The sequence below is a fragment of the Kitasatospora sp. NPDC127035 genome (assembly GCF_042726075.1).
Classification (GTDB): Bacteria; Actinomycetota; Actinomycetes; order Streptomycetales; family Streptomycetaceae; genus Kitasatospora.
Genome location: NZ_JBHXDN010000033.1, coordinates 84,380 through 102,282, shown reverse-complemented (window position 1 = coordinate 102,282; position 17,903 = coordinate 84,380). Strand labels below are relative to the sequence as shown.

Here is a 17,903-nt window from a genome sequence, read left to right as displayed (position 1 = left end):
CCGCCCTCTTGTGGTGTGGGGGGGCCCCCCCCCCCCCCAGACCCCGCCCCCCCCCCCCCCCCCACGTCCGCGGTCCGGACGGGGCTCCGGGCCGGGTCGCCGGGTACAGTCGCCTAGCCGTTCAGCCCCGCCGTTCGGCCCGCGCCGAACCGGGCGCGGCTACCGCCAACCGTTTCCTTCTCGTCCGGGCCAGAGGATGTCATGATCAGTACACAGGAACCGCCCGAACCGGATTCGAGGGCCCTCGGAGCCCCGGGCCTGCCGTCCGCCGAGGAGCCTACGGCGCGGATACGCCGGCGCCTGGAGCGCCTGATCGGGATCGCGGCGACCGAGGGCAACGCACTGACGCCGTTGCGCAACGGGGACGAGATCTTCGCCGCCATGCTGGCCGGGATCCGCCGTGCCCGGCACACGGTGGACATGATGACGTTCGTGTACTGGAAGGGCGACATCGCCCGTGACTTCGCCCAGGCGCTCGCCGAGCGGGCCCGGGCCGGCGTGCGGGTGCGGCTGCTGCTGGACGGCTTCGGCAGCCGGCTGATCGAGGCGGATCAGCTCGGCGCGATGGAGCGGGCCGGCGTACAGGTGGCCTGGTTCCGCAAGCCGCTGTACCTCTCGCCGCTCAAGCAGAACCACCGCTGCCACCGCAAGGTCCTCGTCGTCGACGAGGAGAGCGCGTTCACCGGCGGGGTGGGAATCGCCGAGGAGTGGTGCGGCAACGCGCGCAACGAGCACGAGTGGCGCGACACGCACGTGGAGGTCCGCGGGCCTGCCGTGGACGGTCTCGCTGCGGCGTTCGCACAGAACTGGGCGGAGTGCCACGACGAGCTCTTCGACGAGCGCGACCGGTTCATCGACCACCGCCCGCAGGGCGACGCGATCGTGCAGGTCGTACGCGGCTCGGCCAGCTTCGGCTGGCAGGACATGCAGACCCTGATGCGGGTCATGCTGGAATCCGCCGAGGAACGCTTCCGGCTCTGCACCGCGTACTTCTCCCCCGACACCTACTTCATCGAGCTGCTCTGCGCCACTGCCCGCCGCGGAGTGGAGGTGGAGATCCTGCTGCCGGGACCGTTCACCGACAAGCGGGTCTGCCAGCTGGCCGGCCAGCACCACTACGAGGCCCTGACCGCCTGCGGCGTGAAGATCTACCAGTACCAGCCGACGATGATGCACGCCAAGGTCATCACCGTCGACCGCGTGGCCTCGCTGATCGGGTCGACCAACTTCAACCGCCGCTCCCTCGACCACGACGAGGAGGTCATGCTCGCCGTCCTCGACGCGCGGTTCACCGCGCTCCTCGACCAGCACTTCGAGGAGGACGTCGCGCTGAGCGAGCCGATCAGCGCCGGCCGGTGGAAGAGGCGGCCCGTCCTGCAGCGGGCCCGCGAACTGGCCGTCCAACCCATCCGCCGGTTCCTCTGACTCCCGCGCACGCCCGGCCCGGTCCCGTTCCGACTGCCCGTTCCAACAGCCCGTTCCGCGGCACTTCGGACGGCGCCGGTGTCCGCCGGACCTCGTCCGGGGTGCATGTCCGCTGCCTCGGGGCCGGGACGTCCGGGACGCCGTCGCGGCCGGCGACCGACCGGGTCGGCCTGTCCAACTACCCGAGGGGGCAGGGTGGTTCCCCGTCGGACAGGGCGTCGCTACCCCCGGGCGGCCGGCCTGCGGTTCTCCCGGAACACGCTGACGTCCGCCGCCTCCTCACAACGCGGGCAGGTCGTTCCGTGCATGCCGGCAGAGCCGGCCGGAGTGGCGCCGGCGCCCGTTGCCGTCATGCGAACACCCTGGGCCAGCCGGCTTCGTTCGAGCAGGTCTCGTAGTCGTGGAAGGTCACGTGCCCGCACTGCTCGCCGGTGGCCTGCTCGTACGCCTCCTCGTGGATGTAGAGGACGGCCTCGGCGTGCAGGTCGGCGAAGGGGGCGAAACGCTCGGGGTGGCCGAGGACGCTCTCGTAGGTGCGGCGGCCGGCGGCGACGACGGCGGCACGCGAGTAGAGGAAGCCGTCGTCGGACTGGGGGAAGGGGGAACCGCCCGGCTCGGTCATGCCGAGGACCGGGAGGGTGCCGAACTCCGCGCGGTCGAGGGTAAAGAGCGCCTCCGCGATGCGCTCGCCGAAGCCGAGGATCTGCTCGACCGGCTCCTCGGCAAGGACGGCGGCGAGGTCCTCGCAGGCGTCGTCCAGGTCGGCGCAGTTCACGCGGCCGTCCTCGGCCACCCCGAGCCGTTCGACGAGTTTCCAGAAGCGGTCCCAGGACATGGCGGGCCGGTACTGCTCGGAGACGGGGTTCACGGGGCGCGCTTCGCTCTCGGTCGGGCTGTCGGGCTGTCGGGGTGTTCCGGCACAGATCCTGCCACGTCGGTCCGACAGGCCGGGGCACGGTGACCGGAGCCCGGCCTCGACGCCCCGGCGCTCCTCGGCCGCACGACGTCCTCGAACTCGCCCGGACCGGCCGAGGAGACGAGCTCACCTGCTACCGGACCGAACACCGGGAACGACATCACTCACAGATTCGAGTGTGTGCCGGTCCCGAGTCGTAGCGGTCGAGGAATTCGTGCGCCGGAAGGTCGAGTGCATGCAGCACGGAGAACACTTCCGTACCTGCGCCCACCTCCTCGTCGCCGTCGCAGATCCGGTAGACCTGCACCATGTCGAGGACTTCGAAGCCGCTCTCCCCTGCGTACTCGGCCGATTCCCGCTCGGCCAGTTCGACCGCCTCGTCGAGCGACCGCGCCCGGAACAGCACAACACGTTCCTCGTAGGGCCGGTTCTCCGAAGTCGGCCATCGATAGAAGGTTCTGGCGCCGTACCAGGCCTTCGGCTCATACGTCATTGCCGGGCCGCCGCATCCCTTCTCACACCAGACCACGATCACCGCAGAGGAAGATCTGCTTTCGCACCGGACCCTGGACCAATCGAGACGCCGTGTCGCCGGGAATCTCCGTCGATCCGGCCCCGCCCCCGACGGAGGCCACCGCACTTCACGTGCGCGATCACGAGGAGGACTCTCCGCCTTCCGCACCGACGGGTTCGCGGCTCCGGCCCCCGTGGACCGTGGACGGGCGCGACCTCGCAGCCCGCGCGGCTGCGACGGAGCGGGACCACTCCACCGGCCTGCCACCCAGGTTGCGGATTCAAACCCACTACCGCTAGCGTTCCGCCCCGTGGACATAGTTGGAATATCAAACCCAGTAGGCGCACCGACCGACCGGGACCGGCCCCACCGCCGGGCCGCGTTCCTGGTGGTCGCCGCCGCGGTCTTCGTCTCGAACCTCGACCTGTTCATCGTCAACGTCGCCGTCCCGGCGATGCAGCAGCACTTCCACGGCAGCAGCCTTACCACCCTGTCCTGGGTGCTGAACGGCTACGCCATCGTCTTCGCCGCGCTGCTGGTCCCCGCCGGACGGCTGGCGGACCGCATCGGCCACCGGACGGTGTTCCTCGCCGGACTGACCGTCTTCACCGTCGCCTCCGCGCTCTGCGCGCTCGCCCCGTCCGTCGGTTGGCTCGACGCCGCCCGGGTGGTCCAGGCGGCGGGCGCGGCCGCGCTGATGCCGACCTCACTGGCGCTGCTGCTGGATGCCACTCCCCCGGCCGAACGCCCCGGCGCCGTCCGGGCCTGGGCCTCGATCGGCGGGATCGCCGCCGGACTCGGACCGGTCCTCGGCGGACTGCTGGTCGAGACCGACTGGCGCTGGATATTCCTCGCCAACGTCCCGGTCGGCATCGCCGCCATCGCCGCAGGGGCCCGCGTACTGCCCGGGCTGCGCGGCAAGGAGGACGGACCACTGCCTGACCTGTTCGGCGCCGCACTGCTCACCGCCGCCATCGCCACCCTCGCCGTGGCCCTGGTCAAGGGCGACGAATGGGGCTGGGGCTCACCCCGAGTCCTGGGCAGCCTGCTCGCAGCCGCCCTGCTGACCGGCTGGTTCCTGCGCCGCTCGGCGCACCACCACGCCCCCATCATCGAACTGCCCCTGCTGCGCGTGCCCAGCTTCGCCGCCGCCAACACCGCAGCGCTGCTGTTCACCCTCGCCTTCGCCGGCATGCTGCTCACCTCGGTCCTGTGGTGCCAGCAGGTCTGGGAGTACTCGGCGCTGCGCACCGGCCTCGCCATCGCCCCCGGACCGCTGCTGGTACCGCCGGTCGCGCTGGGCAGCGCCGCGCTGGTACGCAGGCTCGGCCCCGGACGGCTGGCCGCGCTCGGCACCCTGCTCTTCGCCGCAGGCATCGGCTGGTGGACCGCCACCATCGGAGTCCGGCCCGGCTACACCACCGAACTGCTGCCCGGACTGCTGCTCACCGGCCTGGGCGTGGGGCTGACCCTGCCCACCCTCGTCGGCTCCGCCGCGGCGGCGCTGCCGCCCACCCGCTTCGCCACCGGCTCGGCGATCACCACGATGGCCCGGCAGATCGGCGCGGTGGTGGGCGTAGCGCTGACGGTCAGCCTGATCGGCACCCCCGACGGGCCACAGGCCGCGCTGGACGGCTTCCGACGCGGCTGGGCGGCCGTGATCGTGGCAGCACTGCTCGCCTGCACGGCCGCCCTGGTACTCGCCGCCGCCCAACGCCGGGCCGCAGAGAAATAGCCGCGCCCCCGGGCGGTACAGCTTTCTCCCGCCCGGGGTCGACCGGCTGGGACGACCGTAGGGGGATCAGGGATCTCCGACGCTGCTCCACGCGCCGAACGAGCCGTCCGTCCGCTGCCGGTTGTGGTGGAGACGGCCGTCCGGGCCGAGCACCACCAGGTCCGTGAGGCCGTCGCGGTCGACTCCCGCGGCCGGCACCCCGACCACGAAGCCGCCGAGGTCGGTCCAGTCACCGAACCGGCCGTCGGTGCCCTGGCGGTTGACGCTGAGCCCGCCGTTCCTGTTGCGCACGGCCACCACCGTTCGCCGCTCGGTCGTGGCGCCCGGGGACACGACGGCCGGTTCACCGGTGCCGCCGTGATCGGGTCCGTTGCCGACCGGCCCGGCCCCGGGCGTCCACCGACCGTCCGGTGCGGCCTGGACGAGGCTCATCGTGTAGGAGTACGCGTTCCGCCCGGGCACCGGGTCGGTACCCGAGACCTGCCGGTAGTACAGGGCCAGTCGACCTCCGGACGTCGTGGCCACGCTGATGCCGCCGACCGGGGCGATGTCCGGGAAGTCGCGGTCGAGAACCAGGGCACCGTCGGGCTCGGGCTGGGACCAGTGCAGCACCCTCGGGCGCGAGGCGGCTTTGACGGTGACGGCGAACACCTCGATCCGCCCGTCGTGGGTGGTCACGGCCGTGGGAGCGCCCTGCACTCCGGTCCCCCCGAGCTCGGCCCAGTTGCTCCATGCCCCGTTCGGTGCGGTCTGTCCCTTGGTGCTGATGCCGCCGCTCCGGTTGCGGACGAACATCTGCAGCCGTCCGTCTCCGTCGGCGGTCACGACGGGCACACTCACCTGGAGGGCACGATTGGCGAGCTTGGAGGTCTGCGGGCCCGCGACGACGTCGGGGCTGCCGTGGCTGTGCCAGACCCACCCGCCGGCGGGACCCTGCACACGGGAGACGATCTCGCCGGTGTCCGAGCGCTGGCCGAACACCTCCAGCCCGCCGTCCTGGCGGCGGGCCACCGTCACACCGGCCGCCAGCGGCCCCCCGGGGCCGCCGTCCACGACCGGGCCCTGCCACGTCTTGTCCGCGTCCTCGGCCCACTCGTGGAGCGAGCCGCTCTCCACCGCGAAGGCGTGCAGCGCGCCCGTGCGGTCGGCGGCCACCGCCTGGGTGGAGCGCGGGTAGCGCAGGTACTGTCTGGATTGCCAACTCGCGTACGGGCTCACGGCGAAGGCTGCTCCGGTGGGGATGTTGGCGTCCCGCTCGGTGTAGGTACGGAAGGTGGCCTGCTTGGTGGCGGTCTCCGTGAAAGGGAGGACGGCCGGGGAGGACCAGGTGTTGTAGTCGCGGTAGTGCTCGACCACCACCCCCCTGCGTCCGGTCGCCGTGTAGGCCGCGACGGCCGCGTCCGCGAACCACGCGGCGGAGATGTGGTCCGGGTGGTCGTGCTCCGCGTGGTGGTTCCAGAGCGTCGGGTCCGGCGCCGGATCCTGCACCCGCACCAGCGTGGGGTCCTGGTCGACCAGCACGGCCCGCAGGACGTCGATGAGCCGCGCACCGTTGTAGACCTGCGGCCACAGGGTGGCGGGCCCGTCCATGTCCAGCGTCGTCGTCTCGGCGGGCTTGGCGCTGTCCCGACTCTCCCACAACCGGCGCAGGGCGTTCCCGCCCAGGTAGGCCGAATCCGCGTACTCGGGGAGGCTGAGGAAGACGAGCTGCAACGACCGGTCGGCCCGCAGGGTGAAGCGCTCGGCGACCGGACCGCCCGGCACGGGCCGGTAGTCCTCCCGGTCCCAGCAGGCCGCCCCCGGATCGTCGGCGCAGCCGCCGGCCCCGGTTCCGGCCGCCTCGCCCGCCATCCGGGCGTAGGCGAGCCGGATGCCGTCCTGCCGGTGGGCGGCATACGCCGCCCCGGCCCCGGCGGCGCCGCCGGTGATGTAGACGGTGGTCACCTCGAAGCCGGCCCGGATGCTGCTGGACAGGTCCGGATTCATGAAGAGCAGGTCGTCGTCCTGATGCGCGACGATCTGGACGACCGTCGCCGGCCGACCGTCGGGGCGCGCGGTCGGCGGCCCTGACGCGCCGTCCGGTGCGGAGGACGGTGCGGGCGGGACAGTCCACGTCTGCGACACCGCGACGACCAGGGCCACCGCAGCCGTCGTTACCCGCCCCACCCTGTACCCCGTTCCCCGCAAACGCCGGATGCGTCCGCCCTCGGGGCGTTGACCGGGGGAATTATCGCATTGTCGTCAGGCGCGAAAGCCGCCGGCCGCCGGTACCGGGTCGGCGCGGGTCCGCCACCCATCCGGAATGCCGGGCCGCCTCGGCGCCCGAAGGTCTCCCCGCCGGGGCGAGTACGAGGTCACACGGATGCTGGTGCGGTTCGGTGTGCGGGCTGCCCCGATCTGTCTGTTGCGGGGGCCGGTTCGGACACCTCGAAAGGCGAGGGAACGGGGAAGTAGTCCTGGAGGAAGCCCGTGACGGCCGCGTCCTGTTCCTGCGGCGACAGAAGGTCCCGGGTGCCGTCCGCGAGGCAGAAGTAGTCCGCCCAGCGTTCCTCCTGCAACTGTGCGAGCCCGGCGAGGTCCTCGGTGCTGTCGGTGACGAAGTAGCCGTCGTAGAGGTGTCCTTCCACGGTGCGGGCGGTCGCATGGGCGTAGTGGACCGCCAGGGTGACCGGGGCGAGGTCGGTGGCCGCCCGGAACGCCGAGCGGACGGTGTCGTGCAACTCGGCCGCGAACCGCTCCGCGCTCTCTGCCAGCACACTGCGCAGCAGCGGGTGCGGGGCGTGCTTGAGGGTGCGCGGGTAGGTCTTGCCCACGGCGGTGGCCAGGGTCGTCCGGGTGTTCTTCTGGGCGGCGGCGTAGACGGAGTCGTCCGGTGCGGCTTCGCCGGGCGGGATGATCCGATTGTCCGGGAAGTACCTCGGCATGCCGTTGCCGAGGAAGAAGTCCTCCGGGACCAGGGCGCGGCCGAGGAAGACGTCGTCGTTGATGTAGAGGAAGTGCTCGGCGAGCTCGGGGAGGAGGTGCAGCCGGGTTTCGATGGCGTGGGAGTTGAACACCCCGTCGGCGCCGGTGCCGGAGAACAGTTCGCGGTGCGACACGACGGTCAGGCCCGGTCGGCCGGTGTCCAGCCAGTGCGGGACCTGGTCGTCGGTGACCAGGAAGATGCGGCGGATCCACGGCGCGTGGGAGGCGAGCGCGCGCAGGCAGTACCTGAGTTCGTCGCGGTTGCGGAAGCGCTGGTCGGCGTCGCCCGCGATGCCGCTGGCGGCCACGCCGTCCTCCGGCGCGATGGGCGCGGCGGTGTGGGCCAGTCGGGCTCGTGCGGCGGCCCGGCGTTCCTGCCAGGCGGGGTCGGAGTCGTCCACCCAGGTGATCACGGCGTCGACCGGGAAGTCGACCTGGTCGGGCAGGGCGGTGGCGAAGACGTCGAGCAGTGGATAGGTCCGGCCGGCCACCGTGGCGGTGGCGGTGGCCGCGAGGGAGGGCACCCACCAGCCGAACGGGGTCTCGCCGATCGAGGCGATCGCGCCCGGCGAGGGGGCTGCGGAGTCCCAGAACTCGACGTCGCAGCCGATCTCGGGACCGTACAGCAGGGAGCCGACGGCGGCGGGCCGGTAGACCCGTACGCCCTTCACCCGGTCCGGGGGCGACTGCTCATCGGCATCCGTGTCCGCGTCCTGTCGGCCGTCCTCGTCGGCACCGGCGGAGGATGCGGTGTGGCCGGAGCCGTCCCGGGTGTCCGCAGTTGCCCGGGGCGGGGCCGGAGGCACCTCGAACGCGGTGAGGGCGCCGGGCAGTTGCTCGGCCAGGACGGTGCCCAGCGTACGGCCGTGTTCCAGCAGGTCGGCGTAGACCGCCTGGCCGGCGAACGCCGCGGCCAGGGCGCGAACCGCCGCCGCCCGGTCACCCGGCGCGATCGCCAGTCGGTGGCGCAGACGCCGGCCGGGCACCAGACCGTACGCGACGCCGGTCTCCTCCAGCGCATCGGCCACCTCGGCCAGGTTGCCGTTGCGGCGGGCGTCGGGCAACAGGCCCCTGTGCGACTCGACGACGTGGTCCCGGTACCGGGTGACGCCGGCGAGCGAGCCGAGCAACTCCTCCTCACGCTCACGCCGTGCCCACACCATCAGATCCGGTGCCGTCAGCACGGCCGGTTCCCGGGGTTCTGCGGCTTCGGCGGCCGCCTCATCCGGAATCTGCGATTCCTCCCGCTGCACGGCCTCGCCCACGGCGCCCTCCACCTGCCGCGGATCCACTGCTCCGGACTCGAACTGTGCGGTGGCGAGCGGGCAGGGAGGAGCAATGGTCAGCAGCGCGCGAACCGCCGAGGAGATGGATATTTGACGGATCGACATGCAAACTCTTTTCCCGGGAATCCCGCTGTCAGCTGCGGGATCAAAAAGGGATGCAGCATCAGGAATTCCTTCCTGCTCTGCATCGCAATGAGAGTGTCGGGAGTGGTTCGCACATGCCACACGACCATGAAGACAGCTCCTCCCCGGACTTTCTGGGCACGGGTGAAGCCGACGTGAAGGGATCGTACACGCCTGCACATCGATTACCTAGTCGAGTTGGCAAGGATCTGACAACCACTCGGCGCCGCTTCCGGCAGTGCAGGTGAATGCGATTAATATGTCCGATATGGATTCGCTTTTCAGAGTTCATGATTGAGTGTCCAACTCGCAGCCATCGTGGGTAATCATGCGGATTGGGCCGTGGATCACCCCTTTGGGCGTTGGCGCCCCGCAGGGGGTAGAGGCCGCCGCAGGGCGGGGCGCGGCAGGCCGGGCGGCGCCGACGGCCGGGACACCGGACGCGGACGGCCACGCCCGCTCGGCGCCGATCATCCCCGGCAGACCCCGGCAGGCTCCGGCAGACCCCGTCCGGACGACCGTGATCACGATCCGCAGCCGCCGTTCGGTGCACCGCACTTGAGGGCCCTCCCGGTCACCACGGGCCGACACCACGGGCCGACACCACGGGCCGAAGACGCCGCCGTCGGGGCTGCGGCGCCGAGGTCACGCCGAGTGAACCGTGTCACGCCGGGTGGATGAGGCGGCTCTCGTAGGCGAAGACCACGGCCTGTATCCGGTCGCGGAGTTCGAGCTTGTGCAGGATGCGCCCCAGATGGGACTTCACGGTCGCCTCCGCGAGGTGGAGGGTGGCCGCGATCTCGGTGTTGGACAGGCCGCGGCCCACCTGGACGAGCACCTCGCGTTCACGGGCGCTCAACCGGCCCAGCCGCTCGTCGCACTCGGTGCTGCCGCCGTCGGGCAGGTGTGGGCGGAGGCTCTCCAGCAGGCGTCGGGTGATCCGCGGGGAGACCACCGCGTCGCCTGCGGCGATGCTGCGTATCGCGGTGAGGAACTCCTCGGGCCTGGTGTTCTTCAGCAGGAAGCCCGAGGCTCCCGCGTTGAGTCCGGCGAAGGCGTACTCGTCCAGGTCGAAGGTGGTGAGGATCAGCACCCTGGTCTGCGGGGAGACCTCGATGACCTGCCGGGTCGCCTCGATCCCGTCGGTCCCGGGCATCCGGACGTCCATGAGGACGACGTCGGGGCGCAGTTCCCGGGCGAGGCGGACGGCCTGGAGGCCGTCCGCGGCTTCGCCGACCGGTGCCATGTCGGGCTGGGCCTCCAGGACCGTGCCGAAGGCCATCCGGAGCAGCGCCTCGTCGTCGGCGATCAGGATGCGGATCGTCATGCGGACGCCGCTCCGCTGCTGTCGAGGAGGAGACGGGTGTGGACTCCCCAGCCGCCGCCCGGGAGCGGTCCGGCCCGCAGCCTCCCCCCGTAGGCGGTCGCACGCTCGCGCATGCCGGGGATGCCGTGGCCGGAGGGTGTCGCGGCGCCGGGCGGCCGGCCGGGACCGCTGTCCGTGACGTCCACGGTGACGGTCTCGGCCGAGCACTGTATCCGGACCGTCGCGTGGGTGCCGGTGGGGGTGTGCTTGAGGGCGTTGGTCAAGGCTTCCTGTACCAGGCGGTAGACGGTGAGTTGGGCGGTGGCGGGGATGTGGGTGTGGCCGCCCCGGACTTCGAGGCGGGTCGGCAGCCCGGCCGTGCACATCTGGTCCGCGAGGGTCTCCAGTTGGGCGATGCCCGGCAGCGGGTGGCGCTCCGCGTCCGGTTCGTCGGTCCGTAGGAGGCCCAGCGAGCGCCGCATGTCGGTCAGGGCCTGGCGGCCCGTCTCGGAGACCTGGAGCATCGCGGTGGTGGTCTTGTCGGGTGCCCGGTGCTGCGCGTAGACGGCGGCGTCGGTGAGCGCGACCATGACGGACAGGTTGTGGGTGACGATGTCGTGCATCTCCCGGGTGATGCGGGTCCGTTCCTCGGCCACGGCCAGCCGGGCCTGCTGTTCCTGTTCCTGCTCCAGGCGTGCGGCCCGCTCCTCCAGAGCCGCGAGGAAGGCGCGCGAGGTCCGCACGTTCACCCCGAGGACGGCGGCGGCGACGGCCATCGCGGTGAGCGCGACGAAGGGGGTGAGGAACGCGCCTTCCGAGGCCCAGCGCAGGCAGGCCAGGAGGGCGCCTGCCTCCACGACGGCGGCGGCGACGAGCGTGCCGCGCCGGCCCGTGTGCGCGGCCGCCGTGTAGAGGGCCACCAGCAGGGCGATGTCGGCGGGCAGTTGGACGTCCACCAGCAGTTGGACGAAGGCTGCCGCGGTCACGGCGCCGAACACGGCGAGCGGGGCCCGGCGTCGCCACACCAGGGGCAGCGCGAGGGCGGCGGTGAGGGCCAGGTCGGTCGGCAGTTCCTGCGGCGCACGGGTGGTGACGACGTTGAGGAGGAGGAGCGTCGGCAGCAGCGAGTCCCATGCCGTGGGCGGCAGCCGGGAGCCCCGGCGCCTGGCTGCCGTCACCGGTCGCTCCGCTCGTGCGGAGGTCGGGCCGGTGTCCCCGGGGGGCCGGGAGCCTGCCCGCGCCCGTCGCACCGGCACCCGCTCCCGCGCCCGTACGCGGTCCCGTACCTGGTCCCGGTCGCGGGTGTGGTCCCGGTCCCGGTGGCGTACCCGGTGGGCCTTGCCGGGTTCCGCAGCCACCTCGGTCATCACACGTCCCTGTCGATTCGGCATCAAGGGCGGCCCCGGCCGGGGCCGCCGGCGCGCACCACCGGATCGGGGCGGGTCACGGGGAACGTGCGCCTCGCGCTGCCCGGCACGTACCGCAGCCCTGCCACCGTAGGCCGCCGGCCCCACGGAGCACATGAGTCCACCGTCGGAGGGAGCCGTGGCGACGTACGACCCCAGGAGGAGTCCCGTTACCTCCCGGGGTCGCAAAGCGGCCACCCGTCCGGCGCGCTCGACTGCTGCTCCGGTGGCACGCGGACCCGCCGCGGATTGCGACCCCGGTCGCACACGGCGGCGACCCGGGAGCGATGTGGCGACGCATGCCCGGCGCCGAGTATGGCCGGGTGAACGAGATCATCCCGGGACTGAACATGTCCCTTCCGGAAGTCCTTGCCGTACTGAGCGCCGTCGTCCTGGTGGTGGCGCGCTGGATACCCCCCGCCGCCCGCCCACGCGTCACGATCGCGGCGGGCGCGCTCCTCCTGCTGTCCGCGACGGCCGTGAGTGCGGCGGGGATCCGCTGGCAGGTCGTGCCGGTCCTGGCGGGCGCCGCCCTCGCGCTGCCCTTCGCCGTCTCCCCCCTGCTACGACGCCGAACCGCCAGGCCGGCGCGGCGGGCCCGCTGGTGGCTGGCGTTGCCGGGATCGGCGGCCTGCATCGGTCTGATCTCCTGCGGCCCGGTGGCCGCCTGGGCCTTCCCCGTACCCGTGTTCCCCGAACCGTCCGGCGACTTCGCGGTCGGCACCCGCGTGGTGCAGTGGACCGACCCGCGCCGCCCCGAGACCTTCACCGCCGATCCGGACGACCTGCGCACCGTCGTGGTCCAGCTCTGGTACCCCGCCCGGAGGAGCCCCGCAGGGACGCAGCGCGCCCAGTACCTCGGACGCACGGAACAGGAGGCGCGCACCGTCTCCGACGCCCTCGCCCACGGGGTCGGCCTACCGGGCTTCCTGATCGACGGCGTTCCGCGTGCCCGCACCCATGCGGTCGTCGACGCCCCCGTCGAGGGGACGGGGGGACGGTTCCCCGTCGTGCTGTTCTCTCCCGGGTCGGGCGGCGTACGCACCCAGAACACCGCCTGGGCGGAGGAACTGGCCAGCCACGGCTACGTGGTCGCCGCCCTCGACCACCCGTACGACTCCTCCGCCGTCGTCCTCGCCGACGGCCGGACGATCACCACCGAGATCTCCTCCAGCGGCGACCGGGACAAGGACGAGGAGCTGGCCGCCGGCTGGACGGCGGTCCGGGCCGCCGACCTCGGCTTCGTCCTCACCCGGTTGGAGGGTCTGGACCGGGGTGAGACCACCGACCCGCTGAACGGACGTCTGGACACCGGCCGGGCCGCGGTGACCGGCCACTCCATGGGTGGCGCCGCCGCCCTGCAGGCGGCCCGGAACGACCGCCGGTTCGACGCCGTCGTCGATCTCGACGGCTACCCCCACGGCCCCACCTCCCCCTCGCTCACCCAGCCGGCGCTCGCACTCACCCAGGCCGTCACCCCCGGAACCGACTCGCGCTACCTCCCCCGCCTCACCGAGGCCCTCGGGTCCGCCACCGCGACGAGCTACCGGCTCACCGTCCCCGGCGCCGCGCACCTCACGTTCATGGACGGCCCCCTGTACCTGCCGCCCGTGCCCGCGATCGTCGGCTCCCTGGGCCGCACCGAGAGCCCGCGCATCGTCGCCGCAGCCACCCTCGCCTTCCTCGACACCGTCCTGAAGGAGAAGCCCGGCGACCTGGCGGGCGTCCTGCCGGCCTACGGCGACCTCACCGTCCACCGCCCCGTCCAGCGGCCCTGATCAGCCGTCGCCGGACACGTACGGCCTCCGGGCGAGAGCGGAACGGGCCACGGCACCACGCCGGGCCCGTTCCCGTTCGTTCCCCCGTTCCCGCCAGACCCTTGGTCACCCTCGGGAATCACGACGAGCGCGCCGGGCAGAGCGACACCACCCGGGTCGGGGGACACAAGGACCCCTGGTGGCACCGCGCACCGGCCCGGCTCCTGGGAACGGAGCCGGGCCGACGGTTCGGAGCGGGGCGGTTCGGGGCGGGCCGGCCCGGGGCGCGGCGGTTCGGGGCGGGGCGGCCCAGGGCGCTTGGGGTCAGGGCGGTCCGGGGGTCAGGACACGAGCTTGATGACCGCCTCGGCCGCGGCCTTGCCCGCCGCGGACACGATCGCCTTCACGAGGTCGCCGAGGGCTCCCGTGACGCCGGCCGCGAGGGTGTCCGTCGCATCCAGGTCGGCCTTGAAGGTGCCGTGGAGGATGCCGTCCCACTTCTCGGTGATCTGCGGGTTGTTGCCCACGAACGTGAAGTCGTCGTTGCGGTCCGGCGTGCCGAAGGGGAGGCCGGCGACGGTTCCCTCGGTGTGGCCGGAGTGCTGGAAGGTGAACACGGTCCCGTCCGGCGTCATCACGGCGGCGCTGATCGTGTAGTCGATGTTGTCGAAGCCGCTGTCGTGCGCGTGCGTGCTGAACGAGAAGAAGCCGTCCTGGCGCATCACGACGTGCGCCGAACCTCCGATCGCGATGTCGGTGGTGACGTCCTGGTCGAAGTTCCTGCTCGACGTGTCGTACCAGAAGTGGTCCCGGACGGAGGCGTCGCCACCGACGAACCAGAGCTCCATGCTCCCGGGGATCCGGGAGACGGCCGCGATGCCGCTGGTGACGGAGGCACTGCCGGGCGGGGCCAGCTCGAACCCCTGCCACGCGCTGCCCTCGTACCAGAACCGGTCCTGCATCGAGCCGTTGGGCCCGACGAACCAGACCTCCATACTGCCGGGAATCCGCGAGACCGCAGCGACACCGGTGTGGGTGGAGGCGCTACCGGCGGGAGCCAGCTCGAACCCCTGCCACGTGCCGCCCTCGTACCAGAACCGGTCCTGCACCGAACCGTTCCCGCCGACGAAGAAGACCTCCATACTGCCGGGAATCCGCGAAACCGCAGCGATGCCGCCGGTGACGGAGGCACTGCCCGGAGGGGAGAGCTCGAACCCCTGCCACGCGCCGCCCTCGTACCAGAACCGGTCCTGCACCGAACCGTTCCCGCCGACGAAGAAGACCTCCATGCTCCCGGGAATCCGCGAGACCGCAGCGATCCCCCCGATGGTCGACGCGGTTCCGGGGGCCGAGAGTTCGAACCCCTGCCAGGCACTTCCCTCGTACCAGTACCGGTCCTGCACGGAGCCGTTGGCCCCGACGAAGAAGACCTCCATACTGCCGGGGATGCGCGAGACGGCCGCGATGCCGCCGGTGACGGAGGCACTGCCGGGCGGGGCCAACTCGAACCCCTGCCACGTGCCGCCCTCGTACCAGAACCGGTCCTGCACCGAACCGTTCCCGCCGACGAAGAAGACCTCCATGCTCCCGGGGATGCGCGAGACGGCCGCGATGCCGCCGTTGGCGGAGGCACTGCCGGGCGACGCGAGCTGGTAGCGCCGCCACGGCGACCCGTCGTACCAGTACGCCCCCTGGACCGAGCCGTCCGAGGCGACCCACCAAACCTCCATGCTTCCGTCGATCCGGGAGACCGCGGCGACCCGGCTCGACAGCGACGAACCGCCGGCCGACGCAAGCACGAACTGGTTCCAACTCATCTGGGACCTCCGGTGGTTCTGTGCCGAACACACGAGCCGGGAAGGGACCCGGCCCGAGGAGCGGGGAGCGCCGGGCCGGATCCCCGAACCGATCGCTCAACGCGTGCTCCTACGTTAGGAATTCACCGCGGCACCCACATGAGGCCGTGGTCCCGCGTATGTCCCGGGACCGGTGCACCAGTCGCGCACGCTCCGCCGTGGGACCGGCCCTCCGAACGGGACGTCACCCGCACGCCCCGCTCACGGAATCGGGGAACTCCGCCCATGGCGGAGCACCCGGTGAGCCCCCGTGCGGCCGGAACGGCGGGGCGGCAGAAGTCGGACAAGCGGGAACGGCCGGCAGACGGGCGGCCCCCGCTGTCTCCCGTGCTTCGGGCAGCTCGCCGACTCGGCCACCGGTACCGGACGGTGTTCGGTGAAACGCCCACGACCTGGTGCTTCCCGGCTCCACCCGCGTGGCGGCTGATTGGATCGGCGCTACCTGCATCCATCCGCTTCGCCCAGGAGACGACATGCGCACCCACCTCACCCGCGGCACGGTCACGCTCACGTTCCTCGCCGCGGTTGCACTCCCTGCCGTCGGCTCGGCGAGCGCCGCGCCGGAGCCCGCCTACACCTGCCAGGCGGTCCTGGTCGACGACATCAACCGCGTGGCCGGTTCGGGCTGCACGGGCGGTCCGAGCGGCTACGAAGGCGCGGGAAGCATCGAGGACAAGGAATCCGACACCGTCTGGCAGTGCGCGCTCCTCGGCTCGGCCGACGACCCGGACCTGCCGGGGAAGCTGACCGTCGTCGGAGTCCTCGGCTGCGAGCGGCAGGGCGGTGACCCCGTGGTCGAGTGATGTCCCACGCTTCGGCACCCGGTGCCACCGAGGGGCCGGTCAGCCCGACTCACCGCGCGCCGCCCCGGGCCCGGGTGTCCCCGGGCCAGGGCCCCGGCGCCGACCGCACGGCAGGGCTAGAGACCGCCCCGGACAGCCAGGAAGTGCAGCACGGTGAAGACCAGATAGGCCGTCAGGGAGATCCGGTTGACGAGCAGGTCCGGGTGGCCGAGCGGGCCGGGGCGGGATTCCCGGGGGCGGAGTTCCGGGTGACGGGTGGCATGGCCGACACCGGCGGCAAGGGCGGCGGCGTCGAACCCCTGGACGCCGAACCAGGAGGCGACCCGGCCGCCGAACTCCAGGGCACCGGCGTCGCGGACGGTGACGGACAGCCGGCCGCCCTCGGCCGTGGCCGCGGTGATCTCCTCCCAGCCCGCCCGGCGACGGGCGAGGCCGGCGGACACCGTCACGCCGTCACGGTCGACGGCGGCCTGCCAGCCGAGCCGGGAGACGACACCGACCAGTGCGATGCCGCCGATGAGCAGGGGCTGCAGCAGCCCGCTCCACCAGCCGGACTCGGCGCGCAGCACGCCCAGGACGGCCAGCAGTACCGCGACAGCCGGTCCGCACAACAGGCGCAGCGGACGCGGCATCTCCCACACCCCGGCGGCCATCGGCACGGTCGGGGTTTCGGCAGGGGCCCCCGGGTCGGCGGGGGCGGCGGGGTCCCCGGCAGCGACGGGGCCGGCCGGCCGGACTTCGGGGGCGCAGACGACAGCCGTCCACGTGCCGGTCGTGCCCGGGTTCCCGGTTCCCGGGTCGTCCTCCGGGGGCAGGACCAGCAACTGGGCGTAGGGGCCGTCCGGTCCCTGGTAGAGCAGAGCGGGCAGGGGTGGGCCGGCGACCGGGCCGTACGCCTCCTCGCCATCGGTCTCGCCCTCGTCGTCGTCCTCGTCCTCGTCGTCCTCGTCGGCTACGCCCTCCCCGCCCCAACGGCCGTCCGCCCAGGTGTGCTGCTCGCGCAGCGTCAGCTCCCAGCGCGGGCCGCCGAAGAACGGCCCGGCCTTCGGGCCGCCGTCGAACTGGAACAGGACGCGCACAGCGGGCGCGCCGGGGCGTTCGGTCAGTGAGTGCCGGACCCGGACCGCCTTGGCGGCGGAGGCCAGCAGGATCACGCCGGTCCCGCCGACCCCGGCGGCCGTCACGAGCAGGCTCGGGTCGAACAGCGGAGCCGTCACCGCCGGGCCGAGCAGCACCAGGCCCACCACCCGGCGCCCGACCGGCCGGACGGGGTGCTCGGCGAACGGGGAGGGCTGGCCCGCGGCCGTCCAGGGGTACGGCACCTCGGGGCCCATGAGGTCGGTGAGCTGCTGCCGGGCCCGCTGACGGCCGAGGGCGGCGGTGATCAGCAGGGCCGCCAGGGCCGCCTGTGCGAGCGTCAGCGCCCACCGGGTCAACTCGTCGGGGACGCCCGGGACGTACCAGCCCACCGGAATCAGGGCGAGCGCCGTCAGCGGCAGCCCCCTGGGGCGGGCCAGCAGCGCCAGCGCCTGGGCCACCAGGGCCGCGAGCACCACGTCCGCCGACTCGTACCAGCGCGGGGCACCGGCCACGTCGAGGCCGTCGGCCCGGGCGGCGACCAGCACGAACAGGGCCACCGGCAGCAGGACCAGCCAGCGGCTGTCCCAGCGGTGGGCCGCACGGGCGGCGTGCCAGCGCTCCGCGGCCTCGGCGGTGAGCGGCGCGGCCGTAGGCAGTGGGGGTGCGGGCTGGAACATGCGTCCGATGCTGTCACCCGACCCGGCCGGCCATGAACCCGGGGCACCCGGGCGA

General features: G+C 72.7%; 12 protein-coding genes. 4 read left to right on the top strand and 8 right to left on the bottom strand.

What is annotated here, in order from left to right; translation table 11 throughout:
* Positions 1-201: 201 nt before the first annotated feature.
* Positions 202-1,425: a phospholipase D-like domain-containing protein gene (locus tag ACFWIC_RS22845; protein WP_329875141.1), complete on the top strand. Its 1,224-nt coding sequence runs from the start codon at positions 202-204 to the stop codon at positions 1,423-1,425.
* A gap of 349 nt (positions 1,426-1,774) precedes the next feature.
* On the opposite strand, the gene ACFWIC_RS22840 is transcribed toward ACFWIC_RS22845, so the two are convergent.
* Both ACFWIC_RS22840 and ACFWIC_RS22835 read right to left on the bottom strand, forming a co-directional pair.
* Positions 1,775-2,293, bottom strand: a complete 519-nt coding sequence (locus ACFWIC_RS22840; protein ID WP_380519894.1) for a DUF4240 domain-containing protein — start codon at positions 2,291-2,293, stop codon at positions 1,775-1,777.
* 208 nt (positions 2,294-2,501) lie between these two features.
* Positions 2,502-2,876, bottom strand: a complete 375-nt coding sequence (locus ACFWIC_RS22835) for a hypothetical protein (protein WP_380519893.1) — start codon at positions 2,874-2,876, stop codon at positions 2,502-2,504.
* Positions 2,877-3,243: 367 nt separating this feature from the next.
* Between ACFWIC_RS22835 and ACFWIC_RS22830 the strand changes: the two genes are divergently transcribed.
* The gene (locus ACFWIC_RS22830) at positions 3,244-4,590 is read left to right on the top strand and encodes an MFS transporter (protein WP_380519892.1); all 1,347 of its coding nucleotides are present in this window, start codon (positions 3,244-3,246) and stop codon (positions 4,588-4,590) included.
* A gap of 66 nt (positions 4,591-4,656) precedes the next feature.
* On the opposite strand, the gene ACFWIC_RS22825 is transcribed toward ACFWIC_RS22830, so the two are convergent.
* The 4 genes from ACFWIC_RS22825 to ACFWIC_RS22810 form a co-directional block, all read right to left on the bottom strand.
* The gene (locus ACFWIC_RS22825) at positions 4,657-6,732 is read right to left on the bottom strand and encodes a PIG-L family deacetylase (RefSeq protein ID WP_380360485.1); all 2,076 of its coding nucleotides are present in this window, start codon (positions 6,730-6,732) and stop codon (positions 4,657-4,659) included.
* A 212-nt stretch (positions 6,733-6,944) separates the two neighbouring features.
* The gene (locus ACFWIC_RS22820; RefSeq protein ID WP_380519891.1) at positions 6,945-8,945 is read right to left on the bottom strand and encodes a Stealth CR1 domain-containing protein; all 2,001 of its coding nucleotides are present in this window, start codon (positions 8,943-8,945) and stop codon (positions 6,945-6,947) included.
* Positions 8,946-9,627: 682 nt separating this feature from the next.
* Positions 9,628-10,290, bottom strand: coding sequence for a response regulator (locus ACFWIC_RS22815; protein WP_380519890.1), 663 nt, complete (start codon positions 10,288-10,290; stop codon positions 9,628-9,630).
* Entirely contained in the window at positions 10,287-11,447 is a 1,161-nt protein-coding gene (locus tag ACFWIC_RS22810; protein ID WP_380360479.1) for a sensor histidine kinase, read from the bottom strand. The genes ACFWIC_RS22815 and ACFWIC_RS22810 overlap by 4 nt, the downstream gene beginning before the upstream one ends.
* Positions 11,448-11,962: 515 nt before the next feature.
* Between ACFWIC_RS22810 and ACFWIC_RS22805 the strand changes: the two genes are divergently transcribed.
* The gene (locus ACFWIC_RS22805) at positions 11,963-13,453 is read left to right on the top strand and encodes an alpha/beta hydrolase family protein (protein WP_380519889.1); all 1,491 of its coding nucleotides are present in this window, start codon (positions 11,963-11,965) and stop codon (positions 13,451-13,453) included.
* 320 nt (positions 13,454-13,773) lie between these two features.
* Here the strand turns inward: ACFWIC_RS22805 and ACFWIC_RS22800 are convergent, their stop codons facing one another.
* Complete coding sequence (locus tag ACFWIC_RS22800; protein WP_380519888.1) at positions 13,774-15,249, bottom strand: hypothetical protein; 1,476 nt, start codon at positions 15,247-15,249, stop codon at positions 13,774-13,776.
* A 512-nt stretch (positions 15,250-15,761) separates the two neighbouring features.
* Between ACFWIC_RS22800 and ACFWIC_RS22795 the strand changes: the two genes are divergently transcribed.
* Positions 15,762-16,091, top strand: a complete 330-nt coding sequence (locus ACFWIC_RS22795) for a hypothetical protein (protein ID WP_380519887.1) — start codon at positions 15,762-15,764, stop codon at positions 16,089-16,091.
* Between the two features lie 116 nt (positions 16,092-16,207).
* On the opposite strand, the gene ACFWIC_RS22790 is transcribed toward ACFWIC_RS22795, so the two are convergent.
* Entirely contained in the window at positions 16,208-17,848 is a 1,641-nt protein-coding gene (locus ACFWIC_RS22790) for a hypothetical protein (RefSeq protein WP_380519886.1), read from the bottom strand.
* Positions 17,849-17,903: the final 55 nt, after the last annotated feature.